We start from the raw sequence: 22231 nt of genomic DNA on the forward strand, positions 1-22231 counted from the left end.
GCATGCCATGAACGAGAAACTGTGCGTGATCGGCGCCGGCCGCATGGGCGTGGGCATCACGCTGTCATATATCCATGCGGGGCTGGACGTCACGCTGATAGACATCAAGCCGCGCACGCCCGCGGAGCAATCCGCGTACTTTTCCCGAGTGCGGGATGAGCTGCGCCACGAACTGGGCATCCTGGCGCGGCTGGGCTTGCTGGACGCGTCGCAAGCGGACATCGCGCTGGCGCGCGTCCGCCTATGCACGCGCCAGGACGCGGCGGCAGACTTGCGGCAGGCTCGCGTGGTGTTCGAAGCCGTACCCGAACGCCTGGACGCCAAGCGCGATGCTTTTCTTTGGCTGGGCGCCGCCTGCGCCCCGGACAGCATCATCGCTTCCACCACGTCCACCTTTCTCGTCACCGAACTGGCGGAACTGGTGGAAAGTCCGCAGCGCTTCCTGAACGCGCACTGGCTCAATCCCGCCTACCTGATACCGCTGGTGGAAGTCAGCCGCGGCCCCCAAACCAGCGAGGCCGCCACACAGGGCCTGCTGCAAGTGCTGCGCCTGGCCGGCAAGAAGCCGGTGCAATGCGCGCCCGCCGCCGGCTACATCGTGCCCCGAATCCAGGCCCTGGCCATGAATGAAGCCGCCCGCATGGTGGAGGAAGGGGTTGCCAGCGCCGAAGACATCGACACCGCCGTGCGCCTGGGCTTCGGCCTGCGCTTTTCGGTGCTGGGCCTGCTGGAATTCATCGACTGGGGCGGCGGCGATATCCTCTACTACGCCTCGCGCTACCTGTCCGATGCCATCGATCCGCGCTTCGCCTCGCCCGCCGTCATCGCCCGCAACATGGAGCAAGGGCGCAACGGACTGCGCGACGGCCAGGGCTTCTATGACTATGCCGGCATGGACGTGAACGCCTACAAGATGGAGCGGCTGGCGCAGCTGTGCAAGCGGCTGGAGGTGATGGATATGCTGCCCCGCTTCGACGCGGCGCGGCAGCCACCCGTGCGCTAGTCCATAGGCCGGCGCGCCTACTTATCCAGTTCGTCCAGGATCTTGTAGGCCAGCCGCACCCGGGCCTCGTTCGGATAGTTCCGGTTGGCCAGTATCACGATGCCCAGCTGCTTCGACGGCACGAACGCCACGTAGCCGCCGAAGCCGTTGGTCGAACCCGTCTTGTTGATCCACACGGCATCCTGCGGCGGCAGCGGCGGGTTCAGCACGGTCACGGCCTGGCTCTGGCTGTTGTAGTTGCCGGCATTGGCCGTCAATAACGCGTCCAGCGCCACGGGATAGCGCAACTGCTCCCAGGCCAGGTCCTGGGTCATGTCGCCCAGCTGGTAATAGCCGACGTGCGTCTGCGCGATCGCGTTGCGGAGTTCGGCATCGGCCACATTCAGGCCCATGTTCGCATCGACAAAGCGGATCAGGTCACGCGCGCTGGTCTTCACGCCGTAGGCTTCGTCCGCCAGCACGCCAGGATTCACCCGCACAGGAGCGTCCTGCTTGTTGTAGCCCTGCGCGTAGTCCGCCAGTCTCGCGCGCGGCACGTCGATATAGGTGCTGGTCAGGCCCAGCTTGGGAAACAGGTCCCGCTCCATGGCCGTCTTGAACGGCCGGTTCAGGCTCTTGGCGGCGATCACGCCCAGCATGCCGATGCTGGGGTTGGCGTAGGTGCGATACGTGCCGGCGGCGTGCTCGGGCGTCCAGGCCTTGAGATAGGCCATCAGCTGCGCCTGGTCCCGCACCGTACCGGGCACCTGCAGGGGAAAACCGCCGGTCGTGTGAGTCCCCAGATTGATCAGGCTGAGCTTGGCGAAGTCGCTGCCGGCCAGCTCGGGCAGGTATTTGGCCGGGCTGTCGCTCAAGGCGAGACGGCCGCGCGCCTGCGCGTAGCCGGCCAAGGTTGCCGTGTAGGTCTTGCTGATGGACCCGACTTCGTAAAGCGTATCGCTGCCGGCAGGCTTGCCCGTTTCCTTGGACGCCACGCCGTAGTTGTAGAAGCGCTGCGTCCCGTTCTGGGTAATAGCGATCGACAGGCCGGCGATGCCGTGTTCACGCATGACGGCCTGCGCCGCTTCATCGACCTTGCGGTCCACCTCGGACTGGCCGGCATACGCCACGGCGCAGCCGCCGGCCATCAGCGCAAACAATCCCGTGCGCAACATTCCGCTCAAGCGCATTCTCGTCATCCCATGTGGTGTTGAATTTCCGCGACGCCGTAGGCTGACGACGCGCATGCATCGTAACGCGACGGGACGATTCATTGGTATTAACCCTTGGTCTCATTCCTGTGGATTTTGGCTATCCTCGCCTCGTCGATCCAAAACCCCGCAGAAGAGACCTGCCCCCCGCGGCAGGCGCCGACGGAGCAACCGCCCCGGAAACTCTCAGGCAAACAGGACTGCGCGGTCTAGACAATCTGGAGAGAGGCGCCAAGCGCGCCCACCGAAGGGGAACCCGCCGCCTGCGCCGCGGGTGAAGCTCTCAGGTACAGAGACAGATGGGGTGCTGCGGCCGGGTGGCCGCGGCCACCCAATCTGGAGCCACCATGCCCCGCATCGCCATCATAGGCGCCGGTATCACCGGCGTCACGTCCGCCTATGCCCTGAGCAAACTGGGATACCAGGTCACCGTCTACGACCGCCAGCGCTACCCCGCCATGGAAACCTCCTACGCCAACGGCGGCCAGTTGTCCGCCAGCAACGCCGAGGTCTGGAACAGCACCGCCACCATCATCAAGGGCCTGCGCTGGCTCGGACGCCACAACGCCCCGCTGCTGCTCAATCCCCGCTTCAGCTGGCACAAGTATTCCTGGCTGGCGCAGTTCATCGGGCAGATCCGCAACTACCGCAAGAACACCATCGAGACTACCCGGCTCGCCATCGCCGCGCGCCAGCATCTGTACGCCATGGCTGAAGAGGAAGGGATAGATTTCGACCTGGAGCGCCGCGGCATCCTGCACATCTACCACGACGCCGCCAGCTTCGAGACCGCGCGCCGCGCCAATGCCCTGCTGCAGGAAGGGGGGCTGGAGCGCTACGCGGTGTCGCCCCAGGAAGCGCGCGACATCGAACCCACGCTGCAAACCTCCTGCTACGGCGGCTTCTACACGCCCTCGGACGCCACCGGCGACATCCACAAGTTCACCAGCGGTCTGGCCCGCGCCTGCGAGCGCCGCGGCGTGCGCTTCGCGCAGGATGCCGACATCCGCAATATCAGCCTGGACGGCGCGCCCTACGTGCTCGACGTCGCGCGCGAAGGCGGCACGCGGCGCGAACAGCACGAGGCCGACGCCATCGTCGTCTGCGCCGGCGCCGTCAGCCGGCAGTTCGCCAGGCAACTGGGCGACAAACTCAATATCTATCCGGTCAAGGGCTACTCCATCAGCGTGCACCTGGACGACGCCGCCAGCCAGGCCGCCGCGCCGCAGGTCAGCCTGCTGGACGAAGCCGCCAAGATCGTCACCAGCCGCCTCGGCGACCGCTTCCGCGTGGCCGGTACGGCGGAGTTCAACGGCTTCAACATGGACATCCGCGCCGAACGCGTGCAGCCGCTGGTGGACTGGACCCGCAAGCATTTCCCCGGCATCCGCACCTCGCGCGTGGTGCCCTGGTGCGGATTGCGCCCGATGACGCCCAGCATGATGCCCCGCGTCGGCCCCGGCAAGCGGCCGGGCGTGTTCTACAACACAGGGCATGGGCATCTGGGCTGGACCTTGTCAGCGGCGACGGCGCAGATGCTGGCGGCGAGCGTGAGGATGCGACTGGGCGAGGCTTGATCTGATGGAGGGGGACTGAATTCAGACTATAATCGGTCTTACTGACATATCCACTCGGAGATCAGTCCCCCATGAAATACTCGACTCAAGTCAAACCGATTTCCTATCTCAAAAGCCATGCGGCGGAAATCGTCACAACTCTCTCGCAAACTCGCGAGCCCATGCTCATCACGCAGAACGGCGAGGCCAAGCTGGTTGTCATGGATGTTGAAAGCTATGAAGAACAGGAACAGGCCATGGCCTTGCTCCAGTTGCTCGCGCATGGCCGCAAGGAGATAGAGGAAGGCCGGATCACGCCTGCCGCAGATGTCTTTGCCCAGATCGAAGCGATGGACAAGGATGATGAAGAATGAGCCACAAGGTTGTCTTTCTTCAAACTGCGGTAGACGACCTTCATGAAATCCGGCGGTACATCCGCAAGCATTTCACGCAAACGACGTGGCTGAACGCCTATTCCAAAATCAAGAAGGCGATCCTGAAACTTGAGCAATTCCCGAATGCGGGACATGCGCTGCCGGAGCTGCCGGCCACTCATTTTCTGGAAATCGTCGCCGTGAAGAATCGCGTCATCTACGAAGTCATTGGAGACCGGGTCTATATCCACATCATTTGTGATGCCCGCCAGGATTTCAAGACGAAATTGAGCAGACGGCCTGTGCAAACACTCAGAGCAAGAAAATAAGGATTTCAGTGTCTCGCCGCGGAAGCACCTGCGGCAAGGCCGCAGAGCGGCGCCACGCGTCCTCAATCCACCTTGGCGATCATCCCCAACATCGCCTCGGACTTCTCCTTGCCCAGCAAGCGTTCGACGATCCAGCCCGCGAGATCCTGGGTGGAGAGGCATCCGCCGGCCGAAGCCACATTGCCATGCACCACCAGCGGTTCGTGCACGGTGCTGATTCCCATCGACTCCAGTTCGGCGAACACGCCGGGATAGGTCGTGGCCGTCTTGCCTTCCAGCAAGCCTAGCCTGGCCAGGAACAGCACGCCCGAATCGATGGCTCCGATCACCTGGCGGTCCGGGTCCAGTTGCAAGCGTCCCATGAAGTCCGAGTCCGCAAGTTTGGCGCGCGAACCGGGACCGCTGACGATGAACACGGCGTCGGCCTCGCGCAGTTCTTCCAGCTTGCCATGCGGCCGGAAGCTGATGCCGGTATTGGACCTGACCTCATCCACGTCTGAACAGATGCGGACCGACCAAGTCCCCTGGTAGTTCACGTAGTCCGGATCCTGCACGCGATTGAACAGGTCCCAGGGCAGGAACAGATCCACATCGGTGAACCCGTCATACGCAAGCATGGCAACTTTCATCAGAACCCCCGGCAAGTAGACAAGGTCTGATGCTAGTGCCATCGCCATTCAATCTGTATAGTCAGATTTATATAAATATTACCTATACAGAATTTCATGGCCAGTTCCACCACGACTTACGGCCGCATCGCCTCGCGGCTAGGCGCCATCATCGCGCGCGGCCAGCTCACGCCCGGCGACAAGCTGCCATCGGTGCGCCAGCTGGCACAAGCCAACGAGGTTAGCGCGCCCACCGCCGAACGCGCCCTGCGCGAACTGGAATCGCTGGGCCTGGTCGTTGCCCGCCCCCGTTCCGGCTACTACGTGGCGCCGCGGCAGCAGACACCGGCGGCCCGTCCTCTCCCCAAACGGCCGGCCGCCCTGCCCCGCCCCGTCACGCTGACCGGGCAGGTCCACGATCTGTTCGCCCAGGCCCGCTCGCCCGACCTGGTCATGTTGGGCGCGGCCACGCCCTGTCCCGATTGGCTGCCCAGCCGCGCGCTGGCCCGCAGCGCTGCGGCCGCGCACCGCCGCCTGGGCGCGCAGGGCGTGCTGTACAGCGTGCCGCCCGGTCGCATGGACCTGCGCCGCCAGATCGCGAAGCGCGCGCTGCGCTGGGATGGGAACCTGGATCCGGACAAGCTCATCATCACGGCAGGCGCCACACAGGCCATGCAAATCGCGCTGGGCGTGGTAACCAAGGCGGGCGATACGGTGGCGGTCGAATCGCCCTGCTACTTCGGCACGCTGATGCTGCTGAAGGCGCATGGCCTGAAGGCGCTGGAGATTCCCACGCATGCGGATCGGGGCATGGATCTGGATGTGCTCGAAAGCGCACTGAAGCGCTACCGGATCGCAGCGGTGGTCGCCAGTCCCACTGCGAACAACCCTTCCGGCTTCACCATGCCCGTGAAGGCCAAACAGCGGCTGGTGAAAATCCTCGCGCACGCGGCGGTCCCGCTGATCGAAGACGATCCGTATGGCGACATCACCATGCAGGCGCAACGCGAACCCTCATGCAAGACCTTCGACACCGCAGGCATGGTGCTGTATTGCTCGTCCGTGTCGAAGACACTGGCTCCGGGCTGGCGTACCGGCTGGCTGGAGGCCGGACGCTTCGTACACGAAGCCACGGAAAAGCGCGTCGAAGCCAGCCTGGCGGGATCGCCCATCATGGAGACCGCGCTGGCCGACCTGATGCTCAACGGCGACTATGACCGGCACTTGCGGCGCTTCGCGGCCAGGACACAGGCTTCGATGCGCGCCATCACGGCGCGCATCCGGTCTACGTGGCCCGCAAGCGCCCGCTATGCGCAACCGCATGCCGGGTTCCTGCTATGGCTGCAACTGGCAGCCGGAACCGACACGCGGGAATTGATGCGCCAGGGGCAAACAGAAGGCTTCAGCATCTGCCCGGGCGCCATGTTCTCGGCAGACAGCAGCCGCTACTCGAATTGCCTGCGGATGAACACGGCCTTGCCGGCGACGCCGCAACTGCTGGCAGTGATAGACCGGATCGGAGAGCTGATCGCGCACGACGCGGCGCGGCACCTGCCGGCCGGCGTACCGTGAACGCCACGCCGGCCGGCAACCCGCCTCAGGCGGCGCTGGCGGCGGTCGCCCGCTTTTGCCGCAGCAGGGACAGGGCTGTATCCTCGATCATGTCTTCCTGCCCGCCTATCATGCCGCGGCGCCCCATCTCGACCAGGATCTCGCGCGCCGGAACGCCGTACTTCTGTTCCACCCGCTTGGCAAAGAGCAGGAACGAGCCATACACGCCGGCATAACCCAGCGTCAACGCGTCGCGGTCGATGCGGATCGGGAAATCCATGATGGGGACCACCAGGTCTTCCGCCACGTCCTGGATCTTGAACACGTCGACGCCCGTCTGCGCGCCCATCAGGTCCAGCACCGACACCAGCACTTCCAGCGGCGTGTTGCCCGCTCCCGCGCCCAGCCCGGCCGCGGCCGCATCGATGCGCACCGCGCCGGCCTCGATGGCGGCGATGCTGTTGGCCACGCCCATAGCCAGGTTATGGTGGCCGTGGAACCCCAGTTCCGTCTCCGGCCGCAGCGCGCCGCGCACGGCTTCCAGGCGGGACTTGACCGTATGGGGCAACAGATGCCCGGCCGAATCCGTGATGTAGATGCAATTGGCGCCGTAGCCCTCCATCAGCTTGGCCTGCCGCACCAGCCCTTCCGGACTGTTCATGTGGCTCATCATCAGGAAGCCCACCGTGTCCATGCCCAGCTTGCGCGCCTCGGCGATATGCTGCTCGGCCGTGTCGGCCTCGGTGCAGTGCGTGGCCACCCGCAGGGTGTGCACGCCCAGCGCATGCGCGCGCCGCAGGTCCTCGACCGTGCCGATGCCCGGCAATAGCAAGGCGGACACCTTGGCCTGTTTCATGACCGGAACCACGGCCGACAGGTATTCCTCGTCCGAGTGCAAAGGGAAGCCATAGTTGACCGATGCGCCGCCAAGGCCGTCGCCGTGGGTGACTTCCAGCAGCGGCACGCCTGCATCGTCCAGGCCGCGCGCAATCGAGACCATCTGATCCAGCGTGATCTGGTGACGCTTGGGATGCATGCCGTCGCGCAGCGTCATGTCGTGCAGTACGACTTTCTTGCCTTTCAATTCCATGGTCTTCATCTCCTAGTTTGCTGCCTGGGCGGCGGACGCCAGCATCTGCTCGGCGAACATTTCGGCGCTGCGCACGGCCGCCGCGGTCATGATGTCGAGATTCCCCGAATACTTGGGCAGGTAGTCGCCCAGGCCCTCGACCTCCAGGTAGACCGACACCCGGTTGCCGTCGAACACTGGTCCGTTGACCAGGCGATAGCCCGGCACGTACTTCTGCACTTCGGCGATCATGGCGTGCACGGACTCGGTGATGCGCGCCTGGTCCGGCTCGCTCTCGGTCAGGCAATGGACCGTATCGCGCATGATCATCGGCGGTTCCGCCGGATTGAGAATGATGATGGCCTTGCCCCGCTTGGCGCCGCCGATGCGTTCCACCGCGCCGGCCGTGGTGCGGGTGAACTCATCGATGTTCTTGCGCGTGCCCGGCCCCGCCGAGCGCGAGGACACCGTGGCCACGATCTCGCCATACGCCACCGGCTGCACGCGCGACACCGCATACACCATGGGAATGGTCGCCTGGCCGCCGCAGGTCACCATGTTGACGTTGTTCTCCTGCCGGCCCGCCAGATCCTTGAGGTTTACCGGCGGCACGCAATAGGGGCCGATGGCGGCCGGCGTGAGGTCGATCACCTTCACGCCCAGCGCGGTGAGCTTGTCCGAGTTTTCCTTGTGCACATAGGCGCTGGTGGCGTCGAAGGCGAAGCGGATGCCGGCCTCCTCCACGTGGGGAAGCAAGCCGTCCACGCCGTCGGCGGTGACCTCGAGGCCCATGTCCCGCGCGCGCTGCAACCCGTCTGATTCCGGATCGATGCCCACCATCCAGACCGGTTCCAGCACCGCGCTGCGCTTCAGCTTGGCCAGCAGGTCGGTGCCGATATTGCCCGAGCCGATGATCGCGGCCCGCAGTTTTCCTGACATGCTTTACTCCTGGTTTGATAGAAAAAAAGAACGCGGACCCGCTAGTTGCCCATCAGGCTCAACGGCGCCAGCGAGAGCGCGGGCACGTATGTGATCGCCAGCAAGGTGACGATCATGGCCGCGATGAAGGCGAGGGAGCCGGCCGCGGCTTTCTCCAACGGAATGCCGCCGATGCGGGCGCCGACGAACAGATTCACGCCCACCGGCGGCGTCACCATGCCGATCGCCAGGTTGACGATGATCACGATGCCGAAATGCACCGGATCCACGCCGACCGCCATGACCACCGGCAGCAGGATGGGCGTGAGGATGATGATGGCCGCTATCGTCTCCATGAACATGCCAACGAACAGCAGCAGCGCGTTGATCAGCAGCAGGATGACGATGGGGTTGTCCGTCAGGTGCACGATGTAATCGGCGATCAGGAACGGAATGCGCTCGATCGCCAGCACGCGCCCGAAGATCGTGGCCGTGCCGACGATCACGATCACGGTGGCCGAGGTCAGCGCGGACCCGGCGATCACCTGGTACAGCCCCTTGAACGTCAGCTCCTTGTGCACGAAGGCGCCGACGACGAAGCCGTAGAGCACGCCGACCGCAGCCGCCTCCGTGGGCGTGAACACGCCGCCGTAGATGCCGCCCAGAATGATGACCGGCGCCAGCAGCGCCCACTTGGCATCCCACACCGCCGCCGCGATTTCGCGGCCGCTGTAGCGGCGGTCCACGCCGCGGTAGCCATGCTTGCGCGCGCTGACGTAGGCGACGATCATCAGACCCACGCCTATCAGCAGGCCGGGGATGATGCCGGCCAGGAACATCTTGGTGATCGACACATTGGCCGACACCGCATAGATGATCATCGGGATGCTGGGCGGAATGATGATGCCGATGCTGCCTGCGGCGGCGATCAAGCCGACGGAGTAGCCCTTGTCGTAGCCCTGCTGGGCCATGGCGGGCAGCATGATGCCGCCGATGGCCGCGACCGTGGCGGGCCCCGAACCGGAAATCGCGGCGAAGAACATGCAGGTGACGATGGCGATGATGGCCAGCCCGCCGGTATAGCGCCCGAACAGCACGTTACCCACATTGAGCAGGCGCCGCGACAGTCCGCCCTGCCCCATCAGGTCGCCGGCCAGGATGAAGAACGGCACCGCCATGAGGGGAAAGGAATCGATGGAGGTGACCAGGCCCTGCGCGATGTAGCTGCTGCTGACCTTGCCGCTGTAAAGCAACGCGACCGCGGAGGCCAGGCCCAGGGAAATGGCGATGGGAACGCTGAGTATCAGGAGCGCCAGGAAACTGCCGAACAGCAATAGCGAGATCATGCCCGGCTCCCTTGGCGCAATGCGCCCAGCTCGAGAAAAATACTCTGGATCAGCCGCAGGATGACCAGCCCGAAACCCACGGTAGGCGCCAGATAGATCACTCCCATGGGCAATCCCAGCGACGAAGAGGTCTGCCCGAACTTGAAGATCTTCAACGTCAGCGCGTAGCCTTCCTTCACCACCAGCGCGGCGAACACGATGAACAGCAGGTGCGACAGGACCACGAAGCAGGCCTTCAGGCGGCCCGGAAAGCGGGAAATCGCCGCCTCAACGCAGATATGCGCATTGCGCTTGACGGCGTAGCTCACGCCCAGGTAAGTGGCCCAGATGAAGCAATAGCGCGCCAGCTCTTCCGACCAGGCCAGCGAGCTGTCCATGACGTAGCGCATGAAGACCTGCGCGCAGATCAGCAGCGACATGGTCGACAGCAGGAGCACGATCAGCATCTCTTCCAGATGCTTGTCTAGAAATTTCCACATGGTGTCGTAGTTCCGAAGACAGCCGGCTCGCGGCGGGCAGCGGCCCGGCCGCGCCACCGCGCTTGCGGCTACCGGCTTGAACACGCGCGCCCGCCAGCGGCGCGGCGCGCGCAAGGATGAGGCGGCCTAGGCGCCGCGGGCGCTCAGCTACCCGCCTTGTTCACTTCAGCCACGATCCTGTCGACGATGGTGCCGCCCACCTTCTTCTTCACCATCTCCTGGATCGGCCCCATCTTGCCGGAGAACGCCGACAGTTCCTCGGGGGTCAAGGCGGTGAAGGTGACCGTCGTCATCGCGGCCTCGGCCTTCTCGTCGGCCTTCTGCGCCAGGTCGCGCTGGTACGCGGTGGTGTCCTTGACCGCCTGTTCGAGGATCTTCCTGTCGGCATCGCTGAAGCGGCCGTAGACGTCCGGATTGATCAGCAGGGGCCAGGGCGAATAGACATGGTTGGTCTTGGTGATGTACTTCTGCACCTCGTCGAACTTCATGTCGTAGAACAGGTTGATCGGGCCCTCCTGCGCGTCGAAGGTGCCCTGCTGCAGCGCAGTGAAGAGTTCGCCGAAGGCCAGCGGCGCCGGATTGGCGCCTTCGGCCTTCCATGCGGCGATGTGCACTTCGTTTTCCATGGTGCGCATCTTCATGCCGGCCAGGTCCGCGGGCGACTTGATGACCTTCTTGCTATTGGTCAGCTGGCGAAAGCCGTTCTCCCAGTACGCCAGGCCCTTGATCCCCACCTTGTCCAGGCTGCCGAGCAGCCCTTGCCCGATCTCGCCATCCAGCACGCGATAGACGCTGGCCCGGTCCTTGAACAGGAAGGGGATGTCCAGCGCGAAGAATTCCTTGTTGAAATTGCCCAGGACGGCGGACGACACGAAGGTCATGTCCACATTGCCCAACTGGATGCTTTCCACCAGTTCGCGCTCGCTACCCAGCTGGGAGTTCGGGAAGATCTCCATCGTGATACGGCCATCGGTCTTGGCCGCGAGTTCCTTGGCCAGATGTTCCAGAGCCAGGTGCCCGGTGTTGCTGGTGGACGCGGCATGGCCCGCCTTGAGCACGATCTTTTCCGCGGCGGCGGCATGGCCTGCGTAGCCGGCGGCCAACACGCCCAACCCGACCGCCATCGCCGCGGACCGGAACAGCTTTCTAGTGATACCCATCATCATTTCTTTGTCTCCAACAATGCGCTGTTCCCGTGGGAAACAGACCTTTCTTCTGCGGAAAATCAGCGGATCCAACTGCGCTGACGCGCGGCGGTTTCCTGGCCCTGGGCGCTCGGACGGACGCCGCAGGGCCGGTTGTGTGTGCCGTCGGCGCATTCTAGATTGATGCTAAACTTTTTTCAAACCCTGAGAACATCTCTCAACATATGAGAGATTATAAAAACGGCATTAGCGTGAAAGACACGTCAAAAGGAGTGATGCACATGAAGATTGCGGCGCCTGAAGCGGCATCGGTTCCGTGGAGCCCGGAGCAAATGCTGGCCGCGCTGCGGCGCGAACCTGGCATCGGCGAGGTGCTGACGGGCGTCGACATCGACGGCAAGCACCTGCATGACTGGAGCGACGAACAAGGCGGAACGCCGCTGGCATTGGCGCGTCCGCGCAGCACCGGCGAAGTCGCCTGCCTGCTCGCCTTGTGCCACGCCGCGAGTTGCCCGGTGGTGCCGCAAGGAGGCCTGACCGGCCTGGCGGGCGGCGCCGTGCCGGTGGAGCGCTGCGTGCTGGTTTCGTTGGAGCGCATGTCCGGCGTCGTCGAAATCGATGCGGCCTCGGCCACCATGACCGTGCTGGCCGGGACGCCGCTGCAGACCATCCAGGAGGCCGCCCAGGCAGCCGGATTCTTCTTCGCCCTGGACCTGGGCGCGCGCGGCTCGTGCCAGATCGGCGGCAACATCTCCACCAACGCCGGCGGCAACCGGGTCATACGCTATGGCATGGCGCGCGACCTGGTGCTGGGCCTGGAGGCCGTGCTGGCCGACGGCACCGTGCTTTCCATGATGAACAAGATGGTCAAGAACAACGCCGGCCCCGATCTGAAGCACTTGTTCATCGGCACCGAAGGCACGCTGGGTATCGTCACGCAGGCCGTGTTGCGCCTGCATCCCGGCGTATCAGGCGCCAACACGGCGCTGGTGGCCGCGCCCGACTTCGGGTCGGCCATCAAGCTGCTGCGGCATGCGCAGCAACGCCTGTCCGGACAGATCAGCGCATTCGAGGTGATGTGGCAGGACTACTACCAGGCGGCCACCACCGCCGGCGGCATCGCCGCGCCGCTGCCCGCCGTCCACCCCCTATACGTGTTGCTGGACCTGCAGGCGGCAGCCCCCGAGGAAGACGCAGCCAGGTTCGAAGCCGTGCTGGAGCATGCGCTTGCCGAAGGCTGGATCGCCGATGCAGCCATCGCGCAATCGCACGCCGATGCCGAGGCATTCTGGGCATTGCGCGACTCCATCTCGGAGATGCTGAAGACCTATGCGCCCACCATCAACTTCGACGTATCCGCGCCCATTTCGCGCATCGAGGAATGCGTCGGGCGCATGAAAGAGGCGCTGGCCCGGGACTTTCCCTCTGTGCAGGCGATCTATTTCGGGCATGTGGGCGACGGCAATGTGCATATCGTGGTCGGCCCCTTGCCGGCTGACGGGCATCGCACGGAAAAGCAGATCGAAGCCGCGTTCTACGGCATCGTGCGCAGCCTGGAGGGCTCGGTCTCGGCCGAACACGGCATCGGGCTGCACAAGCGCCCATGGCTGCATTACAGCCGCAGCGAGGCGGAGCTGGCGCTGGTCCGCCAGCTCAAGCAGGCCTTGGATCCGCTAGGCATCATGAACCCTGGCAAGATCCTGGCCTAGACCTGTTCCCCTTACCCGATCTTGCCGGCAGGCGCCTGAAGCGGCGCCTGCTGCTCAGCCCTGGCTGCTGCCAAGTTCCGCGCTGATCCTGCGCGCCGCTTCGCATACCACCGGCACCAGCGCGGCCATGCGCTTTTCATCCATGTATTCCAGGGTGCTGGAGACGCTGACGGCCGCGACCGTCTTGCGGCGGCCGTCGCGGATGGGCGCCGCCACGCAGCGGATGGACGGTTCGTCCTCGCCCGTGTCATAGGCGTAGCCGGCCTGCGCGTAGTTGCGCATCAGCTTCAGCCATGCGGCTTTCGATACAGGCAGGCGCAGCAGATGGCGCTGATTCTCGTAGATGGCTTCCCACTCCTGCTCGCCGGCGTCGAGCAGCAAGGCCTTGCCTACCCCGGTGGAGATCAACGGCTTGCTGCCGCCGATGCGCGAACTGATTTCGATCGCACGGCGGCTGGCGATCTTGTCCAGATAGATGACCAGCCCATGATCCATGGTCGCCAGGTGCACGGTATCGGATGTCTGGTCCGCGAGGCCTTGCAGGATGGGGCGCGCAATCTGCGTCAACTCCACTTCCGAATAGGCGTGGAAGCCCAGCTCCAGCAATTTCCTGCCCAGCATGTAGCCACGCTGCGGATCGCGCTTCAGATAATTGCGCCGCGCCAGCGCCAGAACCATGCGATGCACCGTGCTGTAGGTCATGCCGGTGTGCTGCGCGATATCTCCCAGATCACTGACCCCCGCGGCCACCGATTCGATGATGTCCAGGCCGCGCAGCAACGTCTGGCTGGCGGCCGGTTCAGGGCGCGCGGCCTTGTCCTTTTCCTTGGTCTTGGCCGTCTTGGAGGACATCTCTGCTTGCTTCACCTGTTTCACCATACCGCCGCGTGCATTGCGTGCCGCGCATCCAGTTCGCCCAAGACTCTTGATCCGATGATGCCTGAGTCCCGCCGACGGTATTCTACGGTATTGCGTATGGCGCAAGCGCCTGTGTTTCGGCGCGGATCGGCCTGTCCCTGTTGAAATGCGCGCCCCGGCTTTCATCGCGCGCGCTGGCCGCACGCACGATCAGATCCGCAACCAGGGCCAGGTTGCGCAGCTCCAGCAACTCCAGACTCACGCCCTCACGCAACAGCCGCGCTTCCATCTCCACGCGCAGCGGTCCAATGAAGGCGGCCGCGCGCGTGAGCGACGCGTCGCTGCGCAGCACGCCCACGTCCCGGCTCATCAGCTGGCGCAGGTCCCGCCGCAGTGTCGCCAGGTCCGCGGACGCCGGACTGGTCCTTCGGTCGGCGGCCTGCAAGCGGCTTGCCTTTGACAACGGGGCCTGCCCCAGGATGTCCTGCGCGGCAGCCCTGCCCATGACCACGCACTCCAGCAGCGAGTTGCTGGCCAGGCGGTTGGCGCCATGCAGTCCGGTGCAGGCCGCCTCGCCTACCGCATACAGGCCAGGCAGATCGCTGCGCCCCGCCATGTCCGCGACGATGCCGCCGCAGGTGTAATGCGCGGAGGGCGCCACTGGAATGGGATATTTCGTGATGTCCAGGCCCAGCGCCAGGCAGCGCGCATGGATGGTGGGAAAGTGCTCCCGCAGAAACGCCGGCGGCTGGTGGCTGATATCGAGGTGCACGCATTCCAGCCCATGGCGTTCGATCTCGCTCTGGATGGCGCGGGCGACGATGTCGCGCGGCGCCAGTTCGGCGCGCGGGTCGTGCGCCGGCATGAAGCGGGCGCCATCCGGCAGGCGCAGCACGCCGCCCTCGCCGCGCACGGCCTCGGAAATCAGGAAGCCGCCCGCCTGCGGGTGGTGCAGGCCGGTGGGATGGAACTGCGTGAATTCCATGTTGGCGACGCGGCAGCCCGCGCGCCAGGCCATGGCGATGCCGTCGCCGGTGGCGGCGGCCGGCGCGGTCGTCGTCTGGTATGCCTGCCCTGCACCGCCGCTTGCCAGCACCACATGGCCGGCGGCGGCGTCGAAAATCCGTCCGCTGCGCAGGTCCAGCAGTCGCACGCCCACGCAGCGCGCTTCCGCGGCGCCCGCGGCATCGTCCAGGATCAGGTCCACTGCGCAATGCGCTTCCAGCAGCGTGATGCGCGGATGCCGCCGCGCACGCGCTTCCAGCGCTGCGATGATGGCGCTGCCGGTCGCATCCGCCGCGTGCGCGATGCGGCGCAGGCCGTGCCCCCCCTCGCGCGTCAGGTGCAGTCCATCCAGCTCCGCTGTGAACGCCACGCCCTGCTGTTGCAGCCACGCGATCGCGCCGCATGCGCGGGCAATGATGCCCTGCGTGGCGGGCAGATCGCACAGGCCGGCGCCCGCGATCAGGGTGTCGCGCACGTGCGCCTCCACGCTGTCGTCCGCCGCCAGCGGCGCGGCGATGCCGCCCTGGGCCCGGTTGCTGGCGCTGTCGCGCAATTCACCCTTGGATATCAGCGCGACCCGCCGCCGCGGAGCCAATTCCAGCGCGGCGGCCATGCCGGCCAGCCCGCTGCCGATGATGATGACGTCGAATTCCATGAGCGGACCTCCCGTAGTCCTTATGCCGGCCCGACGCTGGCGTACAGCGGCGTGTCTTGCGCCAGGTCGCCGCTGGCCTGCACGCGGCGCTTGCGCCGTTCCGCGAAGTCCAGCATGCGGTCGATCGGCGCCTTGGCGCGCAGGCCCAGCGCCGGATCCAACCTGATTTCGTTGCGGCCGTGCTCCAGCGTATCGGCCAGATTGGTCAAGGCATTCATGGCCATCCACGGACATTGCGCGCAGCTCTTGCAGCTGGCGCTGTCGCCCGCCGTGGGCGCGGCCAGGAAGGTCTTGCCGGGCGCCAGCGCCCGCATCTTGTGCAGGATGCCCTGGTCGGTCGCCACGATCAGCAGGCCGGCGTCGAACTTGCGCGCGGCCTCGATCAGCTGGGTGGTCGAGCCCACCACGTCCGCCTGCGCCAGCACCGCCGCGGGCGACTCCGGATGCGCCAACACCTTGGCCTGCGGATGTTCGGCGCGCAGCAGCTCCAGTTCGACGCCCTTGAACTCGTCGTGCACCAGGCACGACCCCTGCCACAGCAGCATGTCGGCGCCGGTCTGGCGCTGCACATAGTCGCCCAGATGCCGGTCCGGCGCCCACAGGATTTTCTCGCCGCGCGCATGCAGGTCGGCGATCACGTCCAGCGCGATGGACGAGGTGACGACCCAGTCCGCGCGCGCCTTCACTTCGGCGCTGGTGTTGGCGTAGACCACCACCGTCCGGTCCGGATGGGCATCGCACCAGGCCGCGAAATCGGCGGCGGGACAGCCCAGATCCAGCGAACACGTGGCGTCCAGGTCCGGCATCAGGATGCGCTTGTCCGGGCTCAGGATCTTGGCCGTCTCGCCCATGAAGCGCACGCCAGCCACCACCAACGTGCCGGCCTCGTGATCGCGCCCGAAGCGCGCCATCTCCAACGAATCGCCGACGCAGCCGCCGGTCTGTTCGGCCAGTTCCTGCAGTTCCGCATCGACGTAATAGTGGGCGACGAGCACGGCGCGCTCCCGCGCCAGCAGCTCGCGTATGCGCGCCACGCAGGCTGCGCGCCCGGCGGCCGGCAAGGGTTCGGGCACGCGCGCCCAGGCCTGGCCGACGGCGCTGGGGCAGTTGGGCGTGGCGGGCAGATCGAATTCGACGTACCGGCGGTTGGGGGTATCCATGGACGCGTCTCCTCGCAGAATTTTTATGCTCAATCTGAGCATTTAATGATCAAAAAAAGAGCACTATTTATGCTAGTGTTGAGCATAAATAGTGTCAATCTCTTTTTTCAGCGCCGCTGCGCGCCCTGGCAGCGGCCCGGCCCCGCTCAGATAAAGATCGAGCCGCGCATATACAGCGCCGCCTGGCCGCTGATGATCACGCGGCCGTTGTCCAGCACCTCGCATTGCAGTTGGCCCTTGCGCGCCCCGCCCTGCTGCGCACTCAGGCTGCGCTTGCCCAGGCGCTGGGCCCAGTACGGCGCCAGCGAGGTATGCGCCGATCCGGTCACCGGATCCTCGTTCACGCCCACGCGCGGCCCGAACCAGCGCGTCACGAAATCGAATTGCGCCGACGGCGCCGTCACCGCCACGCCGCGCGTGTCGAAGGCCGCCAGCGCGGCGAAGTCCGGCTTCAAGGCATCGATCAGCGCTTCATCATCTATCACCACCAGATAGTCGTCCGTCTTGCAGAACGCCTGCGCGCCCGGCAGTCCCAGGGCCTGCAACAGGCCTGGCGGAATTTCCCGCGCTTCGGGCCGCTTGGCCGGGAAATCCATCGCCAGCCGGTCGCCGGCGCGGCGCACCTGCAGTTCGCCGCTGCGCGTGGCGAAGCGCAGCACATCCTCGGTTGCGCCCAGTTGCTCGAACAGCACCCAGGCCGACGCCAGCGTGGCATGGCCGCACAAGTCCACCTCCACCGCGGGGGTGAACCAGCGCAGCTCATAGACATCGCCCTTGCGCACGAAGTAGGCGGTTTCCGACAGATTGTTTTCTTCGGCGATGCGCTGCAGCGTTGCGTCCGGCAGCCACGCCTGCAGCGGCACCACCGCGGCGGGGTTGCCGCCGAAGGGAGCGGCGGTGAAAGCGTCTACCTGATAGATATCGAGTTGCGGCATGGCGGGTCCTGGTTGATGGCTGAGATTGCGCGTTGGAACGCAAGCCGGCATTTTCCTATGAAAATGCCGGCGCGCATGCTCAAGCCGCGGCCGCTACACCGTGCGCACGAACAAGGCCCGCAGCTTGCTCCAGAAATCCCCCCCCAGCACGAAGAAGCTGGCGATCAGCATGAGGTCTCCGGCCAGTTGGGCCTGCCACAGATTGGGCCGCAAGCCCGGCCACATCTCGTCGATGTACGGTTCCAGCACCGAGGTCAGGATGGGCAGGAAGAACATGACCAGGCCGATGGCATGGCGCACGCGGCCGACCTTCTGCACGGGAGCGAGTTTCTTGGCGTGGCCGAACACGATGGACTTCAGCCGCTGAAAACCCTCCTTGCCCATGACGGCAATACAGCTCAGCAGCAGCACCTTGTTGGCGATGAACACGGTGCCGGTGAGCGCCGCGATGCGCGAACCCGGCACGTCCATGTAACCCGCCACCGGGATCAGAAACCACAGAGCGAAGGCGATGATGAACAGTCCTATCCCGCATTTGAAGCGCCATCCCGCCGCGGGCGCGGGTTGGGCTGGTTCGTCTGGCAATGACATGGCTGCCTCCTGGTTCAAACGTCTTGAGGGACTGCGGTTGAAGGATTCTGTACAGGTGGCTGACTGCCTGGCGTACGGGCCCGGGGTTCGAGCAGGCGCAGCATCAGGCAGGCGTAGAGCGTGACGCCGATGAACAGGCCCATGCGCACCGCGAACGCGGTGTAGACGTCCTTGCCCGCGGCGCTGTCCTGCACCGATTGGCCCAGCAGGATGATCAGCGTCACCAGCGTGTTCAGCCAGAAGCTGGGCGGATGCGGGGTCGGACTCAGCCGATAGAGCTTGCGCGCGGCCACGAGGCCGAACAGCAGCATCCAGAGAAAGAACATCCACAGGTTCACGAACAGGCTGAGGGCGCACCAGAAGGCGACCGCCAATGCGCCGCCCAGCAGGGTCGAACCCAGCAGTTCGCGCGCCGCGCCCTGCGCCGCCGTGACGCAGCTTTGCCGCCCCAGGCTGACCGACTTCAGGATGATGGGCATGTAGCCCAGCGGGTCGGTCAAGGCCAGCAGGAAAGCCGGCATCACCACGAGCGAGGCGCGCAGGGCCATGCGACTGGCCGCGTCCGGCGGCAGGATCGGAGCCGCGGGCGGCGCGGCTGCGGCCGATGGCTCGGGGAACAGCAGGTGGCAGCCGCCCAACGCCAGGACCGCGACCAGCAGGCCTTTGCCGAGCGCCTCGATCACCAGCGCGGCCAGCGCGAAGTCGACCGTGCCGGCGGCGGAAATCATGGTCAGGCCGATGATGAGGAAAGTCGACAGCAGGTTGTTGCCGCCGCGCAACCCATAGAGAAAGGCGTAATAGAGGCACAAGGCGATGAGCAGCACCCCGCTCAAGGGGTAGTAGCGCAGCAAGGGACTCAGCAACAGGCCGATCGCGGTCGTGAGCAGCGCCATCAGCATCAGGCCCAGCCCGCTCTTGAATGACAGGGGCCGGTTCATCGAAGCCAGCAGCATGACGCCCAGCACCGGCGCGACCATGGGAATGGGCAGGTCCAGGCCGTAGCTGATGGCCGTGCAGAAGGCGGTGCCCGCGCCCACGCGCAAGGCCCGCCGGCCGCGGGGATCGGGATCAGTACGCATAGGAGAGCCAGCTCATCAGCCGCATGTACGCGCGGCCCAGCAGGTTGAGCGGATTGCCGGAACTGGGAAAGGCCATGACCTCGGCTTGCCCGCCCACGCGCACGCCGCTCAGGGCCGGCAGATCGCCTGGATCGAATTCCACGATGACGGGAAAGCGCTGTGCCGGCCGCAGCCAGTCGCGGCTGTTCTGCACCGTGGGCAGGGAGCCCGGCGGCGTGCCCGGCCCCACGTTGACGCCATAGCCGACGCTGCGTACGCGGCCCTTGAAGATCTGTCCGGGCAATGCGTCCAGGATGATCGCCACCGGCGTGCCGGGCTCCACATGGCCCAGGTTGTTCTCCGTCATTTCCGCGCTGATCCAGACGTCATGGATGGCGATCAGCGTCATCACCGGGTTGCCGGCGGCGGCGAACTGTCCGGCATCGGTGCGCAGGTCGGTAATCAGTCCCGCCGAACGCGCCCGCACCTGCGTATTGGCCAGATCCAGCTCGGCCTTTTCCAGGGCGGCCGCGGCGCTGCGCAGCTTGGCGTTGTCTTCCTCGCTGCCGCCTTCCTGTTCGCGCGCGCGTTGTACTTCGGCGCGCGCCGCGGCGACCTGGCTGATGGCTTGCGCCAAATTCGCCCGCGCGATTTCCAGCCGCCGCAGCGAAACGGTGCCCTGATCCTCGCGATACAGGCGTTCGAGCCGGGTGCTGTCCTGGCGCGCCTTCAGTTCGTTGGCCTGCGCGGCGCGCAAGGAGGCCTGCGCCGAATCGATGCCCGCGGTGCTGGCGCCGATCTGCCTGCGCGTGGATTCCAGGTCGGCGCGGGCGCGGTCGACGGCGATGCGGTAGTGCTCGGGGTCGACGTCGAACAGCACCGCGCCGGCGTCGACGTCCTGGTTGTTGCGCACGTGCACCCGGGTCACGCGCCCCGAAACCTCCGACGCCACCGGCACGACAAAAGCCTGCACCCGAGCCTGCTGGGTGTATGGGGTGTAGCGGTCGGCCAGCAGATACCAGGCCAGGCTCAGGACGATGAACAGGACTGCCCATCGAACGCCCTTTTTTGCGGGGTCCGGCGCGGGCGTGGCGGCAGGCTTGGATGGCGAGTCACTCATCGGGTCGCACCTTTTGCGCGGACACGGCGGCGGCCGGGGCAGGCGCCGGTTCGGACAGCAGATCGCCCCAATCGGTGCGCTGCCGCATCTGTTCGCGGGTCGCCGGGTCGAGCACCGGCTCCGCGCTGTACCAGCCCCCGCCCATCGCCTTGTACAGGGCGATGAGGTCGCTTACCGCGCCGCCCCGGTTCACGACGTAGGCGTCCTGCTGGACCGCCAGCGCCTGCTGCGCGTCCAGCACGCGCTGGAAATCGGTATAGCCCTCGCGGTAGAGCGCGTTGGCCAGGGTGAGCGAGCGCCCCGCGGCCTGCGCCGACTGCTGCAGGATGCCGTCGCGCTCCAGGGCCTTGATCAGGCCGCTGGCCGCGTCGTCGGCCTCGCGCGCCGCCTGCCGGACGTCATCCTGGTAGGCCACGATCAGTTGCTGCAGCCGCGCGTCTTGAACGCGCACATTGTTCTGCAGGCGGCCATGGTCGAACACGTTCCAGCTGAGGGCGGGACCTGCCAGCAGCGCCATGCCGCCCGCCGTGCCGGCCAGCGACGTGGCGGACCAGGCAATGCTGCCCAGCAGGGTCAGCGAAGGATAGAGATCCGCCGCGGCCACGCCCACTTGCGCCGACTGCGCGGCGATGCGCAGTTCCGCGGCGCGGATGTCGGGACGGCGCAGCAGCAGGTTGGCGGGCACGTCCTGCAACACCGCCCGGCCGATCAGCGGCACGACCGCCGTCTTGTCATCCAGTTCCGGCATCGGGCCGGGCGGGCGGCCGACCAGGACCGCCAGGGCGTTGCGAGTCCGCAAGATCTGGCTTTCGAATTCGGGGATGGTGCCCAGGGTGCTCAGGTACTGCGTCCTGGCCTGCTGCAAATCCAGCTCATCGGTCTCGCCGCTGCGGAACAGTTTTTGTGTGATCTCGTAGCTGCGCTTCTGGATGCCGGCGTTGTCGCGGGCGATCCGCAGCCGCGCCTCGGCGGTGCGCAGCGCGTAGTAGCTTTCGGCCACCTGGGCGTGCAGCAGCACCAGCACGTCGTCGCGATTGGCCTGGGCCTCGAAGTACAGGGCGTCGGCCGACTCGATGGCGCGGCTGAACCGGCCCCAGAAATCCAATTCCCAGCCTATGTCGAAGCCGGCGCTGTATTGCCAGAAGCTGCTGGGACGCGGATTTCCTTCGGCCGAGCGCGATGACCGGTGCTGATACAGGGCGTTGGCCCCGACCACCTGCGATTGCGGGTAGCGGCCGCTCTGGGCGATGCCGAGTTGCGCACGGGCTTCCATGATCCGCAGACCCGCGATGCGCAGGCCGGCGTTGTTCGCGTCGGCCTGCGCAATCAGGTATTCGAGGACCGGATCGCCGAAGACTTGCCACCACTGCCGGGCATCGGGCTGCAGCTGCTGGAGGCTGGCCTGCTGCAGCGCGGGCGTGTTCCAGTCCGCGGTCCAACTGGTGCGCGGGGGCTCGAAGTCCGGCCCGACACGCATGCAGCCGCCCAGGCACAAAGTACCGATCAGCAACAGCCGATTCGAACAGGTCAGCGGCAACATCGGGTATCGGGTCCGTGTAGAGCCTAACCGCC

21 protein-coding genes and 2 riboswitches are annotated in these 22231 nt (G+C 65.8%); of the genes, 6 read left to right on the forward strand and 15 right to left on the reverse strand.

What is annotated here, in order from left to right:
• Positions 1-7: 7 nt before the first annotated feature.
• Complete coding sequence (locus tag AC3WOB_RS22195; RefSeq protein ID WP_492276209.1) at positions 8-1003, forward strand: 3-hydroxybutyryl-CoA dehydrogenase; 996 nt, start codon at positions 8-10, stop codon at positions 1001-1003.
• 17 nt (positions 1004-1020) lie between these two features.
• Here the strand turns inward: AC3WOB_RS22195 and ampC are convergent, their stop codons facing one another.
• Complete coding sequence (gene ampC / locus AC3WOB_RS22200; RefSeq protein WP_492276322.1) at positions 1021-2130, reverse strand: class C beta-lactamase; 1110 nt, start codon at positions 2128-2130, stop codon at positions 1021-1023.
• Between the two features lie 183 nt (positions 2131-2313).
• A riboswitch (glycine riboswitch) is annotated at positions 2314-2406 on the forward strand.
• 1 nt (position 2407) lies between these two features.
• A riboswitch (glycine riboswitch) is annotated at positions 2408-2496 on the forward strand.
• Positions 2497-2540: 44 nt separating this feature from the next.
• On the opposite strand from ampC, the gene AC3WOB_RS22205 reads away from it, so the two are divergent.
• The 3 genes from AC3WOB_RS22205 to AC3WOB_RS22215 all read left to right on the forward strand — a co-directional run bounded on the left by AC3WOB_RS22205 (position 2541) and on the right by AC3WOB_RS22215 (position 4452).
• Complete coding sequence (locus AC3WOB_RS22205; RefSeq protein WP_492276210.1) at positions 2541-3770, forward strand: D-amino acid dehydrogenase; 1230 nt, start codon at positions 2541-2543, stop codon at positions 3768-3770.
• A gap of 71 nt (positions 3771-3841) precedes the next feature.
• Complete coding sequence (locus AC3WOB_RS22210; RefSeq protein ID WP_013394932.1) at positions 3842-4123, forward strand: type II toxin-antitoxin system Phd/YefM family antitoxin; 282 nt, start codon at positions 3842-3844, stop codon at positions 4121-4123.
• A complete protein-coding gene (locus tag AC3WOB_RS22215) occupies positions 4120-4452 on the forward strand; it encodes a type II toxin-antitoxin system RelE/ParE family toxin (protein ID WP_492276211.1) in 333 nt (110 codons plus the stop codon). The genes AC3WOB_RS22210 and AC3WOB_RS22215 overlap by 4 nt, the downstream gene beginning before the upstream one ends.
• Before the next feature lie 62 nt (positions 4453-4514).
• Here the strand turns inward: AC3WOB_RS22215 and AC3WOB_RS22220 are convergent, their stop codons facing one another.
• Positions 4515-5069: a DJ-1/PfpI family protein gene (locus AC3WOB_RS22220; protein ID WP_207469327.1), complete on the reverse strand. Its 555-nt coding sequence runs from the start codon at positions 5067-5069 to the stop codon at positions 4515-4517.
• Between the two features lie 108 nt (positions 5070-5177).
• Between AC3WOB_RS22220 and AC3WOB_RS22225 the strand changes: the two genes are divergently transcribed.
• Positions 5178-6632, forward strand: coding sequence for an aminotransferase-like domain-containing protein (locus AC3WOB_RS22225; protein WP_492276212.1), 1455 nt, complete (start codon positions 5178-5180; stop codon positions 6630-6632).
• Between the two features lie 25 nt (positions 6633-6657).
• Here AC3WOB_RS22225 and dmpG read toward each other — a convergent pair whose 3' ends face one another.
• The 5 genes from dmpG to AC3WOB_RS22250 form a co-directional block, all read right to left on the reverse strand.
• Complete coding sequence (gene dmpG, locus AC3WOB_RS22230; protein WP_492276213.1) at positions 6658-7701, reverse strand: 4-hydroxy-2-oxovalerate aldolase; 1044 nt, start codon at positions 7699-7701, stop codon at positions 6658-6660.
• A gap of 12 nt (positions 7702-7713) precedes the next feature.
• Positions 7714-8619: an acetaldehyde dehydrogenase (acetylating) gene (locus AC3WOB_RS22235; protein ID WP_013394935.1), complete on the reverse strand. Its 906-nt coding sequence runs from the start codon at positions 8617-8619 to the stop codon at positions 7714-7716.
• A gap of 41 nt (positions 8620-8660) precedes the next feature.
• The gene (locus tag AC3WOB_RS22240; protein WP_013394936.1) at positions 8661-9944 is read right to left on the reverse strand and encodes a TRAP transporter large permease; all 1284 of its coding nucleotides are present in this window, start codon (positions 9942-9944) and stop codon (positions 8661-8663) included.
• Entirely contained in the window at positions 9941-10423 is a 483-nt protein-coding gene (locus tag AC3WOB_RS22245; protein ID WP_013394937.1) for a TRAP transporter small permease, read from the reverse strand. The genes AC3WOB_RS22240 and AC3WOB_RS22245 overlap by 4 nt, the downstream gene beginning before the upstream one ends.
• Before the next feature lie 143 nt (positions 10424-10566).
• Positions 10567-11589: a TRAP transporter substrate-binding protein gene (locus tag AC3WOB_RS22250; RefSeq protein ID WP_013394938.1), complete on the reverse strand. Its 1023-nt coding sequence runs from the start codon at positions 11587-11589 to the stop codon at positions 10567-10569.
• 260 nt (positions 11590-11849) lie between these two features.
• On the opposite strand from AC3WOB_RS22250, the gene AC3WOB_RS22255 reads away from it, so the two are divergent.
• Positions 11850-13277, forward strand: a complete 1428-nt coding sequence (locus AC3WOB_RS22255; protein WP_492276214.1) for an FAD-binding oxidoreductase — start codon at positions 11850-11852, stop codon at positions 13275-13277.
• Between the two features lie 54 nt (positions 13278-13331).
• Here AC3WOB_RS22255 and AC3WOB_RS22260 read toward each other — a convergent pair whose 3' ends face one another.
• The 8 genes from AC3WOB_RS22260 to AC3WOB_RS22295 form a co-directional block, all read right to left on the reverse strand.
• Positions 13332-14129 carry an IclR family transcriptional regulator gene (locus AC3WOB_RS22260; RefSeq protein ID WP_041655857.1) on the reverse strand — a complete coding sequence of 266 codons (798 nt, stop codon included), beginning with the start codon at positions 14127-14129 and terminating at the stop codon, positions 13332-13334.
• Positions 14130-14238: 109 nt separating this feature from the next.
• Positions 14239-15795 (reverse strand): L-aspartate oxidase, encoded by a 1557-nt coding sequence (gene nadB / locus AC3WOB_RS22265; protein ID WP_492276215.1) that lies wholly within the window; start codon positions 15793-15795, stop codon positions 14239-14241.
• Positions 15796-15815: 20 nt separating this feature from the next.
• The gene (gene nadA / locus AC3WOB_RS22270) at positions 15816-16955 is read right to left on the reverse strand and encodes a quinolinate synthase NadA (RefSeq protein ID WP_492276216.1); all 1140 of its coding nucleotides are present in this window, start codon (positions 16953-16955) and stop codon (positions 15816-15818) included.
• 146 nt (positions 16956-17101) lie between these two features.
• Positions 17102-17890, reverse strand: a complete 789-nt coding sequence (locus AC3WOB_RS22275) for a PhzF family phenazine biosynthesis protein (RefSeq protein ID WP_492276217.1) — start codon at positions 17888-17890, stop codon at positions 17102-17104.
• Positions 17891-17983: 93 nt separating this feature from the next.
• Positions 17984-18481, reverse strand: coding sequence for a transporter suffix domain-containing protein (locus AC3WOB_RS22280; RefSeq protein ID WP_013394944.1), 498 nt, complete (start codon positions 18479-18481; stop codon positions 17984-17986).
• Between the two features lie 14 nt (positions 18482-18495).
• Positions 18496-19560 (reverse strand): DUF2955 domain-containing protein, encoded by a 1065-nt coding sequence (locus AC3WOB_RS22285; protein WP_492276218.1) that lies wholly within the window; start codon positions 19558-19560, stop codon positions 18496-18498.
• Positions 19550-20659 (reverse strand): HlyD family secretion protein, encoded by a 1110-nt coding sequence (locus AC3WOB_RS22290; RefSeq protein WP_492276219.1) that lies wholly within the window; start codon positions 20657-20659, stop codon positions 19550-19552. The genes AC3WOB_RS22285 and AC3WOB_RS22290 overlap by 11 nt, the downstream gene beginning before the upstream one ends.
• On the reverse strand, positions 20652-22199 hold the full coding sequence (locus AC3WOB_RS22295; protein WP_492276220.1) for an efflux transporter outer membrane subunit: 1548 nt from the start codon (positions 22197-22199) through the stop codon (positions 20652-20654). The genes AC3WOB_RS22290 and AC3WOB_RS22295 overlap by 8 nt, the downstream gene beginning before the upstream one ends.
• Positions 22200-22231: the final 32 nt, after the last annotated feature.

Source organism: Achromobacter sp. FW305-C-30-7 (assembly GCF_058783105.1).